Source organism: Acinetobacter sp. 231_lipA (assembly GCF_058243005.1).
In genome coordinates this window covers 342139-361520 of the sequence record NZ_JBZAYU010000001.1, presented here as the reverse complement: position 1 = coordinate 361520, position 19382 = coordinate 342139, and the positions used below count along the sequence as shown (strand labels likewise).

18 protein-coding genes, 1 tRNA gene and 5 pseudogenes are annotated in these 19382 nt (G+C 40.1%); 11 read left to right on the top strand and 13 right to left on the bottom strand.

Annotation, left to right across the window (positions count from 1 at the left end; genetic code table 11):
• Nucleotides 1-45: 45 nt before the first annotated feature.
• Nucleotides 46-603: pseudogene (locus AC4CUX_RS01875) on the bottom strand (OmpW family protein); the annotation flags it as partial.
• 328 nt (nt 604-931) lie between these two features.
• Nucleotides 932-1759 carry a type I methionyl aminopeptidase gene (gene map, locus AC4CUX_RS01870; protein ID WP_004695821.1) on the bottom strand — a complete coding sequence of 276 codons (828 nt, stop codon included), beginning with the start codon at nt 1757-1759 and terminating at the stop codon, nt 932-934.
• 207 nt (nt 1760-1966) lie between these two features.
• Between map and rpsB the strand changes: the two genes are divergently transcribed.
• The 9 genes and pseudogenes from rpsB to AC4CUX_RS01825 all read left to right on the top strand — a co-directional run bounded on the left by rpsB (nt 1967) and on the right by AC4CUX_RS01825 (nt 7254).
• On the top strand, nt 1967-2716 hold the full coding sequence (gene rpsB / locus AC4CUX_RS01865) for a 30S ribosomal protein S2 (RefSeq protein WP_004982536.1): 750 nt from the start codon (nt 1967-1969) through the stop codon (nt 2714-2716).
• Nucleotides 2717-2857: 141 nt separating this feature from the next.
• Nucleotides 2858-3733 (top strand): translation elongation factor Ts, encoded by an 876-nt coding sequence (gene tsf / locus AC4CUX_RS01860; protein ID WP_004695824.1) that lies wholly within the window; start codon nt 2858-2860, stop codon nt 3731-3733.
• An 82-nt stretch (nt 3734-3815) separates the two neighbouring features.
• Complete coding sequence (locus tag AC4CUX_RS01855) at nt 3816-4310, top strand: DUF3465 domain-containing protein (RefSeq protein ID WP_114837352.1); 495 nt, start codon at nt 3816-3818, stop codon at nt 4308-4310.
• Nucleotides 4311-4377: 67 nt separating this feature from the next.
• Nucleotides 4378-5073: pseudogene (locus AC4CUX_RS01850) on the top strand (AraC family ligand binding domain-containing protein); the annotation flags it as partial.
• Between the two features lie 89 nt (nt 5074-5162).
• Nucleotides 5163-5567 carry a transposase family protein gene (locus tag AC4CUX_RS01845; protein WP_017395860.1) on the top strand — a complete coding sequence of 135 codons (405 nt, stop codon included), beginning with the start codon at nt 5163-5165 and terminating at the stop codon, nt 5565-5567.
• A gap of 37 nt (nt 5568-5604) precedes the next feature.
• Nucleotides 5605-5997 (top strand): annotated as a pseudogene (locus AC4CUX_RS01840) (transposase family protein); the annotation flags it as partial.
• A gap of 34 nt (nt 5998-6031) precedes the next feature.
• A pseudogene (locus AC4CUX_RS01835) lies at nt 6032-6163 on the top strand (AraC family transcriptional regulator); the annotation flags it as partial.
• A gap of 68 nt (nt 6164-6231) precedes the next feature.
• A complete protein-coding gene (locus AC4CUX_RS01830; RefSeq protein ID WP_490792124.1) occupies nt 6232-6933 on the top strand; it encodes an AzlC family ABC transporter permease in 702 nt (233 codons plus the stop codon).
• 3 nt (nt 6934-6936) lie between these two features.
• Entirely contained in the window at nt 6937-7254 is a 318-nt protein-coding gene (locus AC4CUX_RS01825) for an AzlD domain-containing protein (RefSeq protein ID WP_114837355.1), read from the top strand.
• Nucleotides 7255-7897: 643 nt separating this feature from the next.
• On the opposite strand, the gene AC4CUX_RS01820 is transcribed toward AC4CUX_RS01825, so the two are convergent.
• From AC4CUX_RS01820 to AC4CUX_RS01795, 6 genes are all read right to left on the bottom strand, one after another.
• The gene (locus AC4CUX_RS01820; protein ID WP_004695839.1) at nt 7898-8506 is read right to left on the bottom strand and encodes a septal ring lytic transglycosylase RlpA family protein; all 609 of its coding nucleotides are present in this window, start codon (nt 8504-8506) and stop codon (nt 7898-7900) included.
• 287 nt (nt 8507-8793) lie between these two features.
• Nucleotides 8794-9795 (bottom strand): lytic murein transglycosylase B, encoded by a 1002-nt coding sequence (gene mltB / locus AC4CUX_RS01815; protein WP_490753188.1) that lies wholly within the window; start codon nt 9793-9795, stop codon nt 8794-8796.
• 470 nt (nt 9796-10265) lie between these two features.
• Nucleotides 10266-10916 (bottom strand): hypothetical protein, encoded by a 651-nt coding sequence (locus AC4CUX_RS01810; protein WP_004695843.1) that lies wholly within the window; start codon nt 10914-10916, stop codon nt 10266-10268.
• 27 nt (nt 10917-10943) lie between these two features.
• Entirely contained in the window at nt 10944-11756 is an 813-nt protein-coding gene (gene queF, locus AC4CUX_RS01805) for an NADPH-dependent 7-cyano-7-deazaguanine reductase QueF (RefSeq protein WP_490792123.1), read from the bottom strand.
• Complete coding sequence (locus tag AC4CUX_RS01800) at nt 11756-12529, bottom strand: ABC transporter permease (protein WP_004695847.1); 774 nt, start codon at nt 12527-12529, stop codon at nt 11756-11758. Before AC4CUX_RS01800 ends, queF begins: the two co-directional genes overlap by 1 nt.
• Nucleotides 12526-13461 (bottom strand): ABC transporter ATP-binding protein, encoded by a 936-nt coding sequence (locus tag AC4CUX_RS01795; protein WP_004695849.1) that lies wholly within the window; start codon nt 13459-13461, stop codon nt 12526-12528. Before AC4CUX_RS01795 ends, AC4CUX_RS01800 begins: the two co-directional genes overlap by 4 nt.
• Nucleotides 13462-13639: 178 nt before the next feature.
• Here AC4CUX_RS01795 and AC4CUX_RS01790 point away from each other — a divergent pair.
• Nucleotides 13640-13715: transfer RNA gene (locus tag AC4CUX_RS01790), tRNA-Arg, on the top strand.
• A gap of 671 nt (nt 13716-14386) precedes the next feature.
• Nucleotides 14387-15367, top strand: coding sequence for a tyrosine-protein phosphatase (locus tag AC4CUX_RS01785; RefSeq protein WP_490792122.1), 981 nt, complete (start codon nt 14387-14389; stop codon nt 15365-15367).
• Between the two features lie 159 nt (nt 15368-15526).
• On the opposite strand, the pseudogene AC4CUX_RS01780 reads toward AC4CUX_RS01785, so the two are convergent.
• From AC4CUX_RS01780 to moaCB, 5 genes and pseudogenes are all read right to left on the bottom strand, one after another.
• Nucleotides 15527-15994, bottom strand: a pseudogene (locus AC4CUX_RS01780) (molybdenum cofactor biosynthesis protein MoaE).
• Nucleotide 15995: 1 nt separating this feature from the next.
• Nucleotides 15996-16247, bottom strand: a complete 252-nt coding sequence (locus AC4CUX_RS01775; protein WP_078389601.1) for a MoaD/ThiS family protein — start codon at nt 16245-16247, stop codon at nt 15996-15998.
• A 195-nt stretch (nt 16248-16442) separates the two neighbouring features.
• Entirely contained in the window at nt 16443-17048 is a 606-nt protein-coding gene (locus tag AC4CUX_RS01770) for an NTP transferase domain-containing protein (protein ID WP_078389600.1), read from the bottom strand.
• Between the two features lie 140 nt (nt 17049-17188).
• Nucleotides 17189-18406 (bottom strand): molybdopterin molybdotransferase MoeA, encoded by a 1218-nt coding sequence (locus AC4CUX_RS01765; protein ID WP_078389599.1) that lies wholly within the window; start codon nt 18404-18406, stop codon nt 17189-17191.
• Nucleotides 18403-19326, bottom strand: a complete 924-nt coding sequence (moaCB, locus tag AC4CUX_RS01760; RefSeq protein WP_004695990.1) for a bifunctional molybdenum cofactor biosynthesis protein MoaC/MoaB — start codon at nt 19324-19326, stop codon at nt 18403-18405. Before moaCB ends, AC4CUX_RS01765 begins: the two co-directional genes overlap by 4 nt.
• Nucleotides 19327-19382 lie beyond the last annotated feature (56 nt).

Below are 19382 nucleotides of genomic sequence, written 5' to 3'. Positions count from 1 at the left end.
CCAACCTGCTTTTTTTCAGCATACTTTTTGAAACACCACCAAAAATTCTAAGGGGAGGTTGCCTATTTGTGGGGTCGCAACTGCGGCGAAGGGTGCATAAATTTTTCCTTTGCCTTGTAAGTCGACTTTAGGCGGAATACCGGCTTTCATTTCGAAGGAAATATTATCGGTAAAAAAGTAGTTGGTCATGATACCAAGGGTTGTGACATCATCGGCTTCTAAACCCGTACCTGGGTTATCCCAGCTTTCGAGGCCGCTTATAGTGGATGAACCACTTAAACCTGAACTGAGATTCCCTCCTGTTACAAACCCCAATACTTTGAGTGCATCGGCTAATAATCTTTGGTCAACATCTTCATTTAGATTATTTAAGACGGTGTCGACTTTAATGTCACCATTTTTGGCTACTTCGCCTTCTTTAACTGATGTGCTAACTCGGAAGGGTTGAGCTTTACCTTGTGGCATGACGTGTAAAGCACCGACCGATACAGAAAAGCGTTTAAATCCATCACCATCTTGTAGACTAAAATAAGGTGAATCTGCATGTGTGAGCATAGGCAAGGCAGCAATAGACGTTGCTACACAAAGCAATGTTTTTTTCATTCTGGGACTCCATGTCCAAATTAGCTATTCGTTTTTATAGAGCGTATTATTAAGGTTGCTGCTACGATAAAGCTGTTGTTTTTGAAGGACATGTGTTTTTGACATTTGTGAATGTCAAAACCCGTTTTGTGTGATCATGTTACTTGCTTGCAATCTTTGTTACAGATGAATGAATGTAATAGAGCGCTACAGTTGAGTGTTTTTTGATTCTAGCTATCTGTAAAATAAAGAATAAATTTAAAATCCAATATTTGCTCAGCCATAAAAAAGACCACCTCAAGGTGGTCTTTTTGACAGATGGCATCATATTTCATGCCAATGACATTATTTAAGACTGAAAACGTGATAAATCTTCTTCAGGACGTGCAGTTAACACTTCAACCCCGTTTTTAGTGACCAACAACGTATGTTCATACTGTGCAGACAAACTATGGTCTTTGGTCACTACCGTCCATTTATCGCCCAGTAATTTAGTTTTCCAGTCACCACCATTGACCATTGGTTCAATGGTAAAGGTCATGCCTTCTTCTAAAATCATGCCTGAGTTTGGTTGACCATAGTGTAAGACTTGAGGTTCGTCATGGAACACAGTTCCAATACCGTGACCACAGTATTCACGCACGACACCAAAACGTTCCGATTCGACATATTGTTGAATGGCATGACCAATGTCGCCAATGGTTGAACCCGGCTTCACTGTTGCTATTCCACGGTACATCGCTTCTTGTGCCACTTTACATAAACGATTCGCGAGAATAGACGTCTCGCCACCCACGATGTACATCATGTTGGTATCGCCGTGGAAACCATCTTTAATGACCGTCACATCAATATTTAAAATATCGCCTTTTTTCAACACTTTTGCATCTGAAGGAATGCCGTGACAGACCACATGGTTTACAGAAGTACAAATCACATGTTGGAAAGCAGGGCGACCCGGTGCAGCACCGTAACCTAAACATGCTGGAATCGCGTCTTGTTTATTGACAATATAATCGTGACAAATCGTATCTAACTCAAGTGTAGTCACACCTGGTTTAATATGTGGCTTGATCATATCCAAGACTTCAGCCGCCAGTCGTCCAGCCACACGCATCTTTTCGATGTCTTCAGCGCTTTTGATGAGTCGACGGGGTGCTTCGTAAGTACTGTTCATGATCTCTAAAAACTTTTGGAAATTTGTGTGTGACTATGGTATAAATAGCCGCCCATTTTATCAAATGCTTTTTCGTGAATAAATTTCACGGGCTTTGTGCGATGGGGCAATAAAATCCGCACATATATCGACACATTTCTCTGGGTGCCCGTTAGGGTGGAGGATGCGGATATATGGAGGCCTAACCCAAACTTTAAGGTAAAGAAAATGGCAGATTACAACGTAAGCATGCGCGACCTTCTTCAAGCAGGCGCACACTTCGGTCACCAAACACGTTTCTGGAACCCAAAGATGCGTCAATACATCTTTGGTGCGCGTAACAAAATTCACATCATCAACCTTGAGCACACTGTTCCTGCGTTAAATGATGCTTTGAACTTTGTTAACAACCTTGCTAGCAAAAAAAATAAAGTATTGTTTGTTGGTACGAAACGTGCTGCTTCTAACATCATCCGTGAACAAGCACAACGTGCTGGTCAACCATATGTTGATCACCGTTGGTTAGGTGGTATGTTGACGAACTGGAAAACACTTCGCCAATCTATCAACCGTCTTAAAGACCTTCAAACTCAATCTCAAGATGGTACTTTCGCTAAGCTTACTAAACGTGAAGCTTTAGAGCGTACTCGTGAGATGGAAAAACTTGAACGCGCTTTAGGCGGCGTTAAGAACATGGGTGGTTTACCTGACGCATTATTCGTAATCGACGTTGATCACGAAGCAATTGCAATTAAAGAAGCTAAAAACCTTGGTATTCCTGTAATCGGTATCGTTGATACAAACTCTAACCCAGACAACGTAGACTACGTTATTCCGGGTAATGACGATGCGATCCGTGCAGTTACTTTGTATGCTTCTGCTATGGCTGATGCGATTCTTGCAGGTAAAGAATATGCTCAATCACAAGCAAATGCACAAGCTAAAGTTGAAGAAGCTAAAGAAGCTCCTGAGGCTTAATGCGTTTGACGTAAGCTTGTCATTTTTGCGACATGTGATGGTGGCAAAGTAAGCGTTATGTATGCAGACGGCCCAAGAGACAGCTCTGGGCCGTTTCTGTTCTAAAAAGAATTCATTTTCTACCGTATTTAGGAGATTGACATGACTGCAGTTACAGCAAGCATGGTTAAAGAATTGCGCGATCGTACTGGTCTTGCAATGATGGAATGTAAAAAAGCATTAACAGAAGCGAATGGTGACATCGAATTAGCGATTGATAACCTTCGTAAATCTGGTCAAGCTAAAGCGGCTAAAAAAGCGGGTAACATTGCAGCTGATGGCGCAATCACTATCGCTCAAGACGGTAACAAAGCGCTTCTTTTAGAAGTAAACTGCCAAACTGACTTCGTTGCTAAAGACGAAAACTTTGCTGGTTTCTCTGCTCAAGTTGCTGCTGCTGCGTTAGCTGCTGGCGAAACTGATGCTGCTAAAATTGCTGAATTGAAACTTGAAGATGGTGCAACTGTAGAAGAAGCGCGTATTGCTCTTGTTCAAAAAATCGGTGAAAACATCCAAGTTCGTCGTGCTCAAATCATTGAAGGCGAAAACCTTGCAGTTTACAAACACGGTTTAAAAATCGGTGTTGTTGTATCTTACACAGGTGATGCTGCGACTGGTAAAGGTATTGCAATGCACGTTGCTGCATTCAACCCAGTTGCTATCTCTGCTGAAGGTGTATCTGCTGAACTTATCGCTAAAGAGAAAGAAATTGCTGAAGCTAAAGCAATTGAATCTGGTAAGCCTGCAAACATCGTTGAGAAAATGGTCACTGGTTCAGTTGAGAAATACTTGAACGAAGTTGCTCTTGATCGTCAAATGTACGTAATCGACAACGACAAGAAAGTTGCTGACGTTCTTAAAGCAACTGGTACTACAGTTGTTCAATTTGCTCGCTTTGAAGTGGGTGAAGGTATTGAGAAAAAAGCTGAACTTTCTTTCGCTGAAGAAGTTGCTGCTGCTCAAGCTGCTGCAAAATAATTGAAAAATTATTTTGAGTAAAAAAAGCCCCTTTGGGGCTTTTTTTATACAATTAATAAAAATAAAACGGAGAAGTAGATAAGTGGCCAACAAAACCAACCTGAGTATTGGTGCGGTGATCGTACTTTTGATTGCTGCGTATTTCGGAATCGATCTTCAAGAAAATCAATTACAAACATCGACACCATCAGTCGCGGTAGAGCCCTCTACACAGACCAGCCAACCGCAAAATCAAGTACTTGATGGCACAGCAAAAATTGCCCAAGCGTTTCAAAACCGGAAAAGTAATATTCAAGTTCAATCACAAGGGCGTGTTGTGGCTGTGCTTAAAGATGATAATGATGGTTCTCGTCATCAAAAATTTATTGTAGAACTCCCTAATACAATGACGGTTTTGGTTGCACATAATATTGATTTAGCACCCCGTATTGAACGCTTACAAAAAGGGGATACCGTTGGCTTCAATGGTGAATACGAATATAGTGAAAAAGGTGGGGTGATCCACTGGACACATCACGATCCACAACAGCGCCATGAAGGTGGTTGGTTAAAACACCAAGGAAAAACCTATCAGTAGTAGAGCAATTTTGTTCTATACGTTTTGCTGAATCGCAGTATGCTGAGTGTTCAGGAGAGGCCAACTCATGCACGAAATCAGACCCAGTGAATTTGTAAATTACCATCATGTTCAAGAACTTGACGGTCTTGAAATGTTAAAAGCCTCCTATCAGCATACGCAGTTTTCAAAACATACCCATGAAGGCTATTGCATTGGCTTAATTGATGAAGGTGCGCAGTCTTTTTTACGTACAGGAAATCAGCATATTGCACCGCAAGGCGACATTATTTTAGTGAATGCTGATGAGGTGCATACGGGTTCTTCTGCTGTTGAAACTGGGTGGTGTTATCGAGCAATTTATCCGACTCCTGAAATGATTCAAGAAGTGAGTCAAGATTTTTTTCATGAAGCAGGCACTATGCCGTGGTTTCCGCAAGCTGTGGTTCATGATGAAGGATTAGCCGAACAATTGAATTTGCTATTCGATTTGTTGTTACAGCCAAAAAATACACTGTTTAAACAGAGCTTATATATTTTAACTTTGGCTTATTTATTAAGCCGTTATAATCAATCTAAGAAAATATTAAAAGACTTGCCTGAAGCGCAGCGTAAAGTGGTCTTGGTACAAGAACTACTTGCTGCGGAACCTGAAAGAGAGCATCAACTGGCCGAGCTCGCCGCTGTCGTCGGGATGAGCCCATGGCATTTATTACGTCAATTTAAAAAGTTTACTGGACTTCCACCTCATGCATGGTTGGTACAGTTTCGATTACGTAAATCATTAGACTTCCGTCATAAATCAAAAAACGTACAATTTATTTGATCTTAAATTAATCAGCAAAATTATTTAATTCAAGGGATAATCCTTGGATGAAATTCAAAGATATTCAAAAATTATCAGACGTTAAGTTTCGTAGGCTTACCGGTGTTAGTTGGGCTACATTTAACCTCATGTTGGCCGAGCTAAATAAGCATTTACCTCGTCATATTGGTAAAGGACGACCGCATAAATTACCGTTGGAAGATCGTTTGCTCTTATGTATAGAATATTGGAGAGAATATCGAACATTTTTCCATCTTGGTATGAGTTACGGTGTATCTGAAACGAGTGCAATTCGTATCACACGTGTTATTGAAGATACCTTAATCGGTTCTGGAAAATTTAACTTGCCAAAACAACTTCCTAATCGAGATGAAGTGGATTGGGAAGTTGTTGTGATTGATGCCACTGAAATATTAGTTCAACGTCCAAAAAAAACAGAAGAAATGGTATAGCGGTAAAAAAAAGCGACATACCTTTAAATTTCAGCTATCTATGCACTATACAACAGGTGAAATACTGAGTGTATGTGGAAGTCATGGAAGCATGCATGATTTTAAAATATTTAAAAAAAGCATGAGGAAATTAAAATTTAAGCCCTTTTTTATTGTTGATAAGGGGTATTTAGGGATAAAGAAATTGGGTTTTGGATGCCTCATGCCATCTAAAGCAAAGAAAACTGAAAAACTAGATTCTGAATTAAAAAAGTTAAATAGAGAGATTGGTCGTAGACGAATTCAAGTAGAGCATGTATTTGGAAGGATGAAATGTTTTAAGATTTTATCTTGTGTATATAGAAATCGTCGTAAAAGATTAAACCTGCGGTTTAATTTACTTGCTGGCATATACAATTTAGATTGGGTGAAAGATAAACAATTAAATTGATTGAAAAATGATTTATGAAGGAAGTCTATTATATTTACTTAAACAAGGCTGCGAGATTGCGACAGTCGCACAACTCTGTGGTTTCTCCGATCAAAGCCATTACACTCGTCATTTTAAAAAGTCTTTAGGCTGTACGCCTGCGCAATATCTGGCACATAAAATTTAAAATAACAGCAATTTCATACAAGAAAGCCGTCTAAGGTATGCAGCATATTGACTCTAGCGAGTTGAAAAATGGAGTCTGCTGTGCAGTCGCAATTGATCCAACAAAAAAGTTTAGGTTTTTTCCGTGGTGTGCAAGATATGTTGCCGCTTTCAGTCGCCGTTATTCCATGGGGGATATTGGCTGGCTCAGCGGCGATTAATGCGGGTCTGAGTGTCATGCAAGCTGTAGGCATGTCGGCGTTAGTGTTTGCAGGTGCGGCACAATTGGTCAGTTTGAGTATGCTCATGACGGGTGCATCTTTACTGAGTATTCTGATCACCGTGTTTTTTCTAACCAGCCAGCACTTTATTTATGCACTGAGTCTAAGAGAAGAGGTGAAGCCTTGGTCACTCAAAAGAAGATTGAGCATCGGTTTTTTGCTGACCGATGAACTCTACGCCACCGCGATGCTAAAGGAAAAGCCGTCTTATGCCTATATGTTGGGTGCAGGATTCAGCTTTTATGTCAGTTGGGTGCTGTTTAGTTTAATGGGTATTTTGCTTGCAAATAAAGTACCTGATCTTTCGAATCTCCACTTAGAGTTTTCAATTGTGGTGGTTTTTTTAGTTATGGCGGTGATGCTGATTCAAAATAAAGCCGCAATTTATGGCGTGGTGAGTTCCTCGATCATGGTGCTGATTTTGAGTTGGTTCGAGCTTGGATCAGCTATTTTGCTGGCTGGGTTTAGTGGGATGTGGGTTGCTGCGTTTTCTGATCAAGCAGAGGACTAAAACATGACCTGGTTATTTGTTTTGAGTTTGACCTGTGTGACCTTTTTTAATCGGTATTTATTTTTAGAGCCTAAAACTCAAATTCGACTGCCTAAATTTGCGACACGCATGCTGAAATATGCGGCGCCTTGTTTGATGGTTTCGATTTGTTTGCCACTGGTTTTTTTCGAAGGAGGGCACTGGAAAGGGATACTTCAAAATAGTTATTTTTATGGGGCGATTTTTACGCTGTTAATCACTTTTTTGACGAGAAAATTATTGCTCAGTATTTTGCTGAGTTTAGGATTTTTTTACGGTCTGAATCTGTTATTCGATTTCTAGCATTTCGTCAGCAAATAGGCCCATAAAATACCGAAAAAGCATGAAAAAGTGCGAGAGCCCGATCTTTTTCATTGCTTTTAAATTTGTGTTGTTCTAAATGCTCACCATTTGCGATTTTTTCTATGTCTATCAAATTGGCTTAGCTTTGATTGGGGAGCTAAAAAAGTTGAAAATAGAGCAAATGAGGCGGGGTTTGAGAACTTTGAAGAAATAACAAGGTTTTCTTTTGAGTTTTGGTTCATAAAACTGCCCTAATTATACAAAAACAAGCAGGGCAATAGTGAATCTAATATCGCAAAAATGGCGCTTAATTTACTAGGTAATTCATAAAATCATTCTAATTTGACGAATGCATAAAACTACAGTTCAGGGTAGGCAGAAAAATTGGCTTTGATCAGATAAGAATGAGCTGAGAAAATATTTAATTTTGCTAGTCTTCCACCGCTGTAAAAATGTGAGCGCACTCACTTCAAAAAATCGGATCGATTAGATTTCGCATCTTATTCAAACTAAGCATCTGGGAGGGATCAAATGATGGAGATCGAGCTGTTTACGATTGTGTAAAACATTAGGCAAAGATAGAACAATAAAAAAGCCACATTACTGTGGCTTTGCTGTCAAATGCATGCTGTAGGAAAGAATCTTAAGAGTTGGGTCCATCAATACGTTCAATGCTAACTTTAGCAGTACCTGCATTGGTGATACCCAGTTGCTTAGCAGCGCCATAAGAAAGATCGAGTACACGGTTACCATGGAATGGGCCGCGGTCATTTACTTTAACCACAACACTTTTACCATTGGTTTTATTCGTTACACGAATAAAGCAGTTTAGTGGCAAGCTACGATGAGCTGCAGTTAATGCATTCATATCGAATGTTTCACCACTTGCTGTTTTACGACCGTGGAACTGACGACCATACCAAGACGCCATACCCGTTTGACTAAACTTACGGACTGTATTTGATGCAACAGTATTTAACTTTTCAATCACTGAAGGCTCTTCTTCAGGGATCTCAATTTTTGCAGCGATTGTTTCGCGACGAATTTTATCACCTGAACGTTCAGTGATTGAAAGGCTATTTAAATTTGAGAAGTGTGAGTTGAAGCCTTGAGCATCTTTATTCAAGACACGCGCAGCTAGGCGAGAGTTATCGTTATCATTGGTAAATGATGACTGAACCATCTCTGCTTGCGATTGGCTCAGCGCGATGGTCGAGGCAATGGCCAGTATATATTTAAGTGAAGACTGCATTTATAAACTCCAAAAGACAATACTTTTTTCTTTAAACTAAGTGGTTGAAAGATAAAAAAACTTGCCTGTTAATTCACTTTTGCAACAACATTTGACGAAATGGATAATATTCATGCAGTCATAAGCATGTCTAGTGTTTAATTAAAATAATGATAAAAACTACATAAACCGAACAATTTTTGATTAAAAAATAACCAATATTGTAACAAGGTGTGAAAAATGCCGAAATTTGCATCATTTTTAAATATTTTTTTATTGACATCTCAAGGTTGAGTAAAAAGCTAGCCTTATCGGCTAGCAATTTCAGCCCCTAATTGCCAGACTGCAGTCGCATACATACGGCTCTTGTTATAGGTCGTAATCACTTGAAAGTTAGGGTAAGTGATGTAATAACTTTGCCCATAATTTTCCTGTAGTTGGATCACATTCACCATATCTAAATCATCGATTTTGACAATCGGATTGGTCGGTTGAATGCCCTGATTTTTTAAAACGCCATAAGGTGTCGGTAAAGTTAAATCTTTAGCAATGACCGCTTCAGGATTTGAGCCACTATAGCGTGCTGCGAATCCAATTGGCTGATTACGTTGCCAGCCATGATTTGCTAAATAGTTGGCAATTGAACCAATCGCATCGACTGCTGAATTTCGTAAATCGACATGACCATTGCCGTCATAATCGACACCAAACTTTGGAATATTGCTAGGCATAAATTGTGGGTAGCCCACCGCACCTGCATACGAACCTACAACCGAGTTGGTTGGCACGCCATCTTTATAGCTCCACGCAATTAAGGCGCCGAGTTCATCTTGGAAATATTGCTTACGACGTTCGTAACCAAAACCTAAAGTGGCTAAGGCATCACGGGTGACAAAATTACCTTTGTTCGTCCCAAAACCTGTTTCTACCCCTAAAATGCCGAGAATGACTGATTGCGATACACCAAATTGTTGTTCGGCGCGGTTTAAAGTATCTGCGTACTGTGCTTTAAAACGGACACCACGTTGAATGGTGCTTTCTGCCATAAAGTTGGTTTTATATTCGTACCACGGTTTACTTTCACCAGGGCGGTTCATAATGTTGATGATGTTGGGTACATTTTTAGAACCACTCATCGCCCAATCGACTTGTTCAGCAGACAGACCATAATTTTGCATGGTTTTTTGTTTAAAGCTGAAATAGTCAGGATGAGAAGCGAAATCGTTGGCTTGGCAAAAACTGGTGATCGACAAAGCGCCAATCAATAAAGGTAAACGTTTAACTTTGTTATAAAAGTTTAAATTTAACATAGAAGTCTAATTTCCAGAGTCGTTATTGGCAGTGGAGCAAAGCGAATAGGGTAAAGCCCATAGTTCGCGTTTCTGTTATGTCGAAATTCTTGTGAACGGAGTCTAGCGTGAATAGGCTTTAAGATAACATTGTCTGTACTGAAGCGGGCAAATAGGTATACAAAAAAAGACAAACTCAGCCTATATAAAGGACAGATTATTCAAAATGGTACAGTTTTTCAGGCAGAATATTTACGTGACTATATAAGTCAAGTTTTACTGACTGATATAAAAAGTCTTCCTTATATAGAGGCAATTAAAATTGTAGTGTTTAGGGTCTAGTGACAATGACAAAAAGATCTGGTCTCAGCTTATAAATGGACTTTATATAGCTTTATATAAAGAGCAAGAAATCACAGCTTAGAAACCAAAATGACCCTACACAAGTAGAGTCATTTTTGATCTGAAAAGCCTCGAAAGACTTTTAGTACTTAAGCATGAAATAAGGTGTCGTGATATTCAGCCAAAGCTAAAAGTTCATCTTTGGTTAAATTGGGGATGATTTTATTGGCAGCAATATGCACTGCTTTAATGACAGCTGCAGAACCGATATCGGCTGCTTTACGCTTAATCATGCCCAAATCGAGGGTTTTATTAAAGTCATTCATGAAGTGGCGTACAGTCGCTTCAGCAAACTGTTTATACAGTTCGGTTAACGCGGCTTTATCTACTTCATTGCCTGCTTTAATTTCAGCATAGTTATATTTGAGGCTGGTCACTAAGCTCGCATCTAACGCTTCACCCACACGGAACTGACCTTCAGCATCTTTAAACAAGCTTTTTTCAGAAAACTGAATCGATGCTTGAACCACATCATTCGATGATTTGCCTAAAAGCTGCTTCAACAAAACCGCAACTGTTGACTTAATATAGCCAGCCAGTTTCTCGGCTGTGTCACGTTTATCACTCGGTGGAAAACGGCGAACTAACTCAGTCAAAATGGCATCAATAATTTCATCATTGATGAGGAGTGCTGTTTTATCTCGAAGTGGATATAAAGGTTCACTTGAGTCTTTCTTCTGCTGAGCAGTTTGAATAGTCTGTAAAAGTTCAGTCGATGGAATAAAACCAAAAAATGGCATCGTGTATTAACCTCAATGTTCTTTATTTTATTGTCGCGCCAATCGAATTGGGCGGGGCATCCATGACACATCTGACACACGACAAGGGTTAATGTCTAAACCACCACGGCGTGTATAAGCTGCGTACACCATCAGCTTTTCAGGTTTCAAATTTTGCCAAATATTGGCAAATATTTGTTCCACACATTGTTCGTGAAAACCGTTGTGCTGACGATAAGAGATAATATAAGCCAGTATACTGTTATAACAAGGCTTTTTACCTTTATATCGGATAAATACCGTGCCCCAATCAGGTTGTCCAGTTACTGGACAGTTACTTCTGAGTAAATGTGAGTAAATCTGTACTTCAACATCTTCCGCAGCATCATCTAATGCCAACAGATTAGCATTGGGATGATTTTCCAATTGGGTCGGAATCAGTTCATCTATACAGATACCTTCAGGTTGACTAATTTCCACGTCATCGACATGGAAAAGATCAATATTCACATCTGCGCCAGCGGCTACGGATAAATCCTGCTCAACCGTTGCTTTAAATGCCGCTTTAGACTCAAACTGAGTAAAGTTCATGCTATTAAAGTAAAGCTTTAATGACTTTGACTCAATTAGGTTGGGCGAGGTGGCCGGCAGACTGATGCGACCAATGGCAACTTGCGGAACACCATGGTTATTTAACCAAGAAATTTCAAAAACATGCCACCAGTCTTTACCTTGTTGAATACCTTCAACATGTGCATAGTGCTCACGTGCTGTAGCACGGGCAATGGGAAAAAGAATATCGGGTTGATAAGTTGTAGGGTAATTGGTGTCTTTACCCAAAAGAGAATGTTCTACACTCATTATTCACGCATTCCTGAACCACGAGAAAGTAAATAGTAAGCAATGCCATAAAGCACTGCACAGCATATGGTCATAACAGATAGGGAGACGACGACGTTAACATCACTATGACCTAAGATACCGAAACGAAAAGCATTGACCATATACACAATCGGATTGATCAGCGATAAATTTTGCCAAAAAGGGCTGAGTGCTGAAATGGCATAAAATACGCCACCTAAATAAGTTAAAGGCGTCAGCACAAATGTTGGGATGATGGAGATGTCATCAAAAGATTTGGCATACACCGCATTGATAAAACCACCCAGTGAAAATAAGAACGAGGTGACCAAGACGGTGTAAATGGTAACAAACCAATTGGTAATATAAAGGTCAGTAAAAAATAAACTCATGGCCGTCACAATAATACCGACCAAGACCCCGCGACACACACCGCCTAAAACAAAGCCCCATAAAATGGCATGCAAAGGTACAGGACTCATGATCAGCTCTTCAATACTTTTTTGAAATTTGGCACTAAAAAAGCTCGAAGAAACGTTAGCGTAACTGTTGGTAATCACCGCCATCATAATCAGTCCAGGCACGATGAACTGCATATAGCTAAAACCGCCCATCTCACCAATACGAGAGCCGACCAAATTGCCAAATATCACAAAGTACAAGCTCATGGTAATGGCAGGTGGAAGTAAAGTTTGCGGCCAGATGCGCATAAAGCGGCGAATTTCTTTATACACCAAAGTATATAAAGCTACGCTAAGTTGATTTAAGTTCATGGCGTAGTTCCTTCGAGATTTTTTTCGACCATCTTCACAAACAGTTCTTCTAAACGGTTGGATTTGTTCCGCATACTACGAACTTGGATCCCTTGCGATTCGAGCAATTGAAATAAGTCATTGAGGGTATGCGCTCTATCCATAGTCACCTCTAAAGTCACGGCGTCGACTAAATGGAAACGAACCCCAATAATGTCGATATGAATTGGTTCAATCGGTGCGGCCAAATCAAAAATAAAGGTTTCCTCATTGAGTTGATTGAGGAAATTTTTCATGCTGGTGTCTTCTTTAATGACACCACGGTCAATAATGGCAATTCGACGACACAGCATTTCTGCTTCTTCTAAATAGTGTGTGGTTAAAATGATCGATGTGCCTTTATTGTTCATTTCTGTGAGGAAGTCCCACATCGAACGACGTAGCTCAATATCAACCCCTGCTGTGGGTTCATCTAAAATAAGGAGTTTCGGTTCATGCATCATGGCACGGGCAATCATCAGGCGACGTTTCATACCACCTGAAAGCATACGGGCTTGAACACCGCGTTTTTCCCATAAGCCGAGTTTTTCTAAATATTCTTCGGCACGAACTTCCGCAATTTTTTTAGGAATACCATAATAGCCCGCTTGTGTGACTAAGATATCGAAGGTTTTTTCAAACTGACCGAAGTTAAACTCTTGAGGTACAACCCCTAAGCACTGTTTGGCTTGAGAGGGGTGTGTATCGAGATTATGTCCAAAAATTTCGACAGTACCTGAGGTTTTCTTGGTCAATGAGCTGATAATACCAATCGTTGTAGATTTGCCTGCACCATTTGGTCCAAGAAGGGCATAGAACTCGCCTTCAGGAACAGTTAAATCGATGCCTTTTAAAGCCTGAAACCCATTTTTATAGGTTTTGGACAAATCTCTTAACGTCAATGCATCAGTCATGAAATTCTCGAATGATTAATAGTGGCACTATTGTGAGCGATTATGCCTAATAAACCAAGTAATCTACTCGCAATTCTGTGTTGCAGATATGGAACATTGTATAAAGCATAAGCAGGAAAATCACTCTAAGCTATATAGATGCTTTACCTTGTGATTTTTTTTGATATGATGTGCTCGCGCGCTCATAGCTCAACTGGATAGAGTACAGGTCTCCGAAGCCTGTGGCGTGGGTTCGAGTCCCGCTGAGCGCACCATTTTTTTTATTTTCCTTTCTGAAGCTATATTAAAAATACAGTTTTAAGCTCTATTTTCATTTCACTCAAAGCTACCTTCGTTATATTTCTTGCAACAATTTAAATGTTTATTGTTGCTCTATGACGACACTAGCTATTTGCAATAAATCTAAGTGTTGTAACTAATCATGGCGACTCTGTTACCGTATATGACGTAAATTGATCGAATTTATATAGAACAAGTAATTGGTTTGAATCAGTTTTTGTACGCTTAAAGCTTAGAAAATTTTATTTTCCAAGGCAAAATATTAAAAATTTAGTGCATGCGTTAGCATATGGAAGCCCGTGTATTTTTAGATATGGGCAAAATTTTAGTATCGATTGATGCAATTACATGAACTGATAAGACAATGTGCTTAGTACTGGTCTAGCTATAACAAATCGTGTTCGGCGCAGCATTTGATTATCATAAAAAATGACAAAATGATTAAAGTATTCCATCCAGTCACTTACGCGGGTTGATGTGTATTAAATTGTGATTTATGTCACTAATGTGATTTTATTTTGAGATAAATACTATAAAAATTAATATATTGGCTTATGTTTTATTCTTGATTATTCTTGATTATTCATGTAAATGTAATGTGCTCTAACAATAATACGACTTCCGTAAATCAGATGTGTAAAAGACCATGGACGTCAGTACTAAACAAAGCCTTTTAGTTTCTTGTCTTAAAAAAAGTTTATTTATCCCATTACTTGTAGGAACGCTTATCCTTACAGGATGTGGTGAGGAAAGTCGTTATTCAAACTCATCAAACAATGCTAATAACACCGTCGTTGATAATCCGGCAAATACTACGGATGATCCGAGTTTATATTTGGCAGATACACCTACAATTGAAACAGCAGACAACTTTCGTGATATTGCAGGAAATAGCATTTCAAGCAATTATGTTAACGCTGATGGTTTGAAATTAAGACGAGGCGTGATTTATCGATCGAACTATTTGCCATTAAATGAAACAGACTTAGAAACCTTTAAAACATTGGAAATTAAGACCGTCTATGATCTGAGAACCAATTCTGAAAGAGAAAAAAGCCCAGATATTTTAAGTCCCGATACTAATATTATGATGGTAAATATTGCTGGTTCAAAAGAGAGTGATCTACCGAAAGGAATTGCTACAGCTGAAGATATGATCAATTTTTTTAATAGCTCAATGGCGAATATGGCTGCGCATGATAAAGGCACTCAATTACGTTTCGGAGTAGTGATTAATAGTTTAATTTATACAGATGGTGTTCAGCTTTATCATTGCACAGCAGGCAAGGATCGTACGGGATGGGTTACCGCTGTGATTCAGTTATTGGTCGGTATGAAGTATGACGATGTCTTACAAGATTATCTTTTAACAAATGCGTATACCGCAGACCGTGTCAATGCGACGTATCAATATATGGTCAACACCCAAGGTGAAGCAGCCGCTAATATATATCGACCAGTTCTTAATGTGCGTGAAGAATTCTTTAAAGCACAATTCGATGAAGTCATCAAAGTGTATGGCAGTATTGATAAGTATGCGACAGAAGGTTTGGGCTTAACGGATGAAGATATTGAAAAGTTGAAAGAAAAGATGCTCGTCGGCTATAAATCAAAAAGTGCTTCATAATATCAAGCCGTAATAACGCCATCCGAGTTCAAAGCCCAAAGTAGAAGAGGGCTTTGGACTGACTGGGAAAACTAAACTTGAAGATTGCGATAGATGATTTCCCATTATTTTCGTTTAAAGAGTTTCATTGCTTTTTAGCATCAATGGATGCAAGTATTTCTAGTGATGATGGTGTTGTTCATGCTTTTCATCATAGTCTTGGCGAATACAGCAGCCTGCAACATATTGGCTGCTTCCATCGGTATAAAACTCTTCTTTCCAAACTGGCACTTCATGTTTAACACGCTCAACCGCTTCTTCACAGGCCTGAAATGCTTCTCAGCGATGTGGAGCATACGCAATGGCAATAATAGCTTTATCACCAATGTCTAATGTACCAATCCGATGTACAACCCGAACATAGCGAAGCGCATATTTTTCTTGTATCTCTTGTTCAATCGTTCTTATCATCTTTTCGGCAACAGGTGCATAAGATGTATATTTCAGTGCCTGAACCGTGCGTCCTTCATGATGGTTTCGAACCGTACCAATAAAAATACCTGTTCCGCCGCATTCAGGAAATGCTTGAATGCCGTCAAAATCCTCTAAATTGAGAGCAGTATCTTGAATACGAGCAAACTCTAACATCTTAGCCTCCGGCAACGGGTGAAAGTAATACCAAGGTGCTATCTTGTACTAATCGACTTTGACGCGCCACAATATCTTCACCAATCGCACAAACACAGCGTTCCAGCAGGTCAGAAGCAGATGGATAACGTATTTTTATTTGATCAAGTACATCAGCAATTAAACTGTTCGGCACACAACTCAGGCTAAGTTCGACAGGAAGATGCTTTTCAATTGCACCATAAGCCTCGATTTTGATATGAATGTCCTGCATGTCGCCTCGGTTAAAACGGATTTAAAAAATAGTTTGCTGACTTCAGTTTATTGAGTACTTATTAATTCACTTTAGCATTATTTAATTTGATCATCAAAATGGGAAAGTCAGTTTGTACAGACAAATAAAACGCCATTTTTCTTATTATTTCGCTATATCTATCTATGACAGTACGGTTTGAATGATATGACTCGACTAAGAGTCTAATGACTTTTGGTAATCGTGCACTTCTTCAAATGAATTGAGGCTGTGGTAAGCCAAATGCGCATTTTGAATATCTACTGTTTGTGGCGACAGATCGTTGAAACAGTGTTTTAAGCTGAATTGTTGTTGGTGTAAATGGTTATTCAAGGTTTCTAGACTATTGCGTTTTAACAAACAAAAAGGGTAGAGCGCTTGTCCATTGATATTCAGGTAGACAACAGAAGAGTGCGGATGTTGTTCTAATGTGTGATGGAGGCGCGGCAATATATCTTGTGGAATATTGGTAATATCACACGGGATAAATAAAATATAATCAGCCTGCACATATGACCATGCCGTTTGAATACCGATTAAAGGCCTTAAAAAACCGGCATTATTATCTTTGAAACAGCGAATATCAGGAATCAACTCACTATATTGCGCATAATCGCGATGACTATTGATCCATATGTCCTGAACTTTTCCATCAAAAGCTGAATATATTTTTAACAACTGGACTTCATGGTCAAATCTTTGCAAAAGCTTATTGACCCCATTCATTCGTGTGGCTTTACCACCCGCTAAAATCACCAGTGCTGTTGCTGGGTAGTTTTGCATGATTTTGACCTAACATCCGTGTGTAGGGATATCAATAATAACCGTTCAATATTGAGATGTACGGTCTAGGACAAAGCTGTTCATGCCTTAGACCGTGTGCAAAAAAGCACTTGGTTTGTATCACTATCCAATCTATGTTGTTAGATGGAGATGAAATCGACATAGTCCAATGTTATAGGGGCATCAGATCGAGCAGGGATTCGAACAATACTATTGGCTCGATTTAAATTACTGAGCATGTGGGATTGTTGTTTGCCGAGTTTGGAAACGGTTAATTGTCCAAACTCGTTGACATCTAATACCATGCGAACCAGTTGCTCACGGCTGTCTTGTTTAATACTGTCGTTGAAACGAGCTTTTTTCCAAGCGGGTGCGGGAGACGTAACTCCCTGTAAAGCCGCCAATAGTGTCGATACATGTACAGCAAGACAGGTGAGTACAGCAGCAGGGTTCCCAGGCAAGCCAATCAAATAAGAATGATGATAGTCTGTCTGATATTCAGCAAAATACAATGGTTTACCCGGTTTTTGCGCAACTTGCCAGAAAATCTCTTTTGCACCTAAAGCCATTGAAACAGGTCGAATCAAGTCATAATCGCCAACCGAAACACCGCCTGTGGTAATGACCACGTCATAATGATTCATGGCATTCGAGAGTGCTTGTGTGAGTATCTTCTCATCATCAATCACATGCTCTAAATGGACTTCAGAAAAACCGTGTTCTTTGAGCCAAGTGAGGATCATTGGCGCATTGGCATCGAACACTTTAGATTGATTGTCCAGTTGCGTACTGACTTCATCACCGGTAATAAGCACTGCAATTTTAGGTTGGCGATAAACCTCGACATGCTGAACACCCGCCATACTGAGTGCCGCAATTAAACCGCTGCCTAAACGCAGGCCTTGCTGTGCAAGTGTTGTCCCGATGGATAACTCCTCACCTTGATAACGAATGTCTGCGCCTTTGTCCAAAGCTTGAGTTAGAGTCGCTTGTTTATGGCCACGCGTGATAATTTCCTGTCGAGCCACAGTATCTGCTGAGTTTGGCAGCTTGCCCCCAGTAAAAATACGAACAGTTTGACCTGCTTGAATCTCAATATGTTCTTCAATACCCGCACGAATTTCACCAACCAATTCAAAGCTGGTAATTCCAGCTTGCAAGTCTTCAGAGCGCAGCGCATAGCCATCAACTGCACTTTGGGTAAATAGAGGCAAGGCAACTGTTGATGCAACATCTGCCGCTAAAACATGTCTATGCGCCTGTACTAAAGGCAAAGTAACGACAGGCAATGTTTGGACGGCGCTATAGTGTTCAAGAGCTTGATCGAGTGTAATTAAACCAACGCCAGAGCAACTCATTCATAACCTCCTGGGTGAGGTAGATCACGGCAGACATCAAAAATATGAACCAAAGCAGGTAAAATGGCTGCCATAGATTCACTTGCACCACCACGGCTGCCCGGAAGGGTAATCACCAATGAACGGTCGATAAAACCTGCAACGCCACGTGACATCGCAGCATAAGGGGTACGTTTTTGTCCGAAAGCACGTGCGGCTTCCATCAGGCCATTGAGCTCACGTTCAAGTAAAGGCTCAAGTGTGTCTACTGTAATGTCACGTTTGCCGATGCCTGTTCCGCCTACAGTAATAATGCAAGCATAAGATTGAGTGAGCTCTAAGACCAATGCTTTTAACTGATCGGCTTCGTCAGGTAAAATTTGATAATGAATTGGATCAAAACCAGCTTCGGTTAAGGTCTCGACGACGGAGCGGCCAGCAGTATCTGGTTTACGACCTGCGGCAACGGTATCTGATAGAACCAATACTGCCGCAGAAACAGGCTGACGCAAATGACGTTTAAAGTGTGATTTTCCGCCTTTTTTCAGATCGAGTTTACATTGCTGAATGATCAGCTCATGCGGTTCGCAATGGGGTTTGAGCATGTCGTAAATGGTGAGAGCCGCAATACTGGCAGCGGTCAACGCTTCCATTTCTACACCTGTTGGCCCAATCGTTTCAACGGTTGCACGAATAATCACACGGTCGACAAGCAGTTCAAAATCGACATCGGCACGATAAATAGGTAGCGGATGGCACAGCGGAATCAGTTCATCGGTACGTTTTGCGGCTAAAATCCCAGCAATGCGGGCTGTTTTGAGAGCATCACCTTTTTCGGTATTGCCGTCGGCAAGAAGTTGTAAACAATGTGCAGGGGCAAGCAGTTCGGAGCTTGCAGTTGCAACGCGATAGCTTTCTGGCTTCATGCCAACGTTTTTCATAAAGTATTCCGAAACATTGAAGTGTTGATCTAAAGTGAAACTGTTCGATCAAGAGA

Bases quoted from the DNA above. Each gene is read 5' to 3' on its own strand.
- map (WP_004695821.1), bottom strand. From the start codon at position 1,759: ATGAACAGTACTTACGAAGCACCCCGTCGACTCATCAAAAGCGCTGAA.
- rpsB (WP_004982536.1), top strand. From the start codon at position 1,967: ATGGCAGATTACAACGTAAGCATGCGCGACCTTCTTCAAGCAGGCGCA.
- tsf (WP_004695824.1), top strand. From the start codon at position 2,858: ATGACTGCAGTTACAGCAAGCATGGTTAAAGAATTGCGCGATCGTACT.
- AC4CUX_RS01845 (WP_017395860.1), top strand. From the start codon at position 5,163: ATGAAATTCAAAGATATTCAAAAATTATCAGACGTTAAGTTTCGTAGG.
- AC4CUX_RS01830 (WP_490792124.1), top strand. From the start codon at position 6,232: ATGGAGTCTGCTGTGCAGTCGCAATTGATCCAACAAAAAAGTTTAGGT.
- AC4CUX_RS01825 (WP_114837355.1), top strand. From the start codon at position 6,937: ATGACCTGGTTATTTGTTTTGAGTTTGACCTGTGTGACCTTTTTTAAT.
- AC4CUX_RS01820 (WP_004695839.1), bottom strand. From the start codon at position 8,506: ATGCAGTCTTCACTTAAATATATACTGGCCATTGCCTCGACCATCGCG.
- mltB (WP_490753188.1), bottom strand. From the start codon at position 9,795: ATGTTAAATTTAAACTTTTATAACAAAGTTAAACGTTTACCTTTATTG.
- AC4CUX_RS01810 (WP_004695843.1), bottom strand. From the start codon at position 10,916: ATGCCATTTTTTGGTTTTATTCCATCGACTGAACTTTTACAGACTATT.
- queF (WP_490792123.1), bottom strand. From the start codon at position 11,756: ATGAGTGTAGAACATTCTCTTTTGGGTAAAGACACCAATTACCCTACA.
- AC4CUX_RS01800 (WP_004695847.1), bottom strand. From the start codon at position 12,529: ATGAACTTAAATCAACTTAGCGTAGCTTTATATACTTTGGTGTATAAA.
- AC4CUX_RS01795 (WP_004695849.1), bottom strand. From the start codon at position 13,461: ATGACTGATGCATTGACGTTAAGAGATTTGTCCAAAACCTATAAAAAT.
- AC4CUX_RS01785 (WP_490792122.1), top strand. From the start codon at position 14,387: ATGGACGTCAGTACTAAACAAAGCCTTTTAGTTTCTTGTCTTAAAAAA.
- AC4CUX_RS01775 (WP_078389601.1), bottom strand. From the start codon at position 16,247: ATGCAGGACATTCATATCAAAATCGAGGCTTATGGTGCAATTGAAAAG.
- AC4CUX_RS01770 (WP_078389600.1), bottom strand. From the start codon at position 17,048: ATGCAAAACTACCCAGCAACAGCACTGGTGATTTTAGCGGGTGGTAAA.
- AC4CUX_RS01765 (WP_078389599.1), bottom strand. From the start codon at position 18,406: ATGAGTTGCTCTGGCGTTGGTTTAATTACACTCGATCAAGCTCTTGAA.
- moaCB (WP_004695990.1), bottom strand. From the start codon at position 19,326: ATGAAAAACGTTGGCATGAAGCCAGAAAGCTATCGCGTTGCAACTGCA.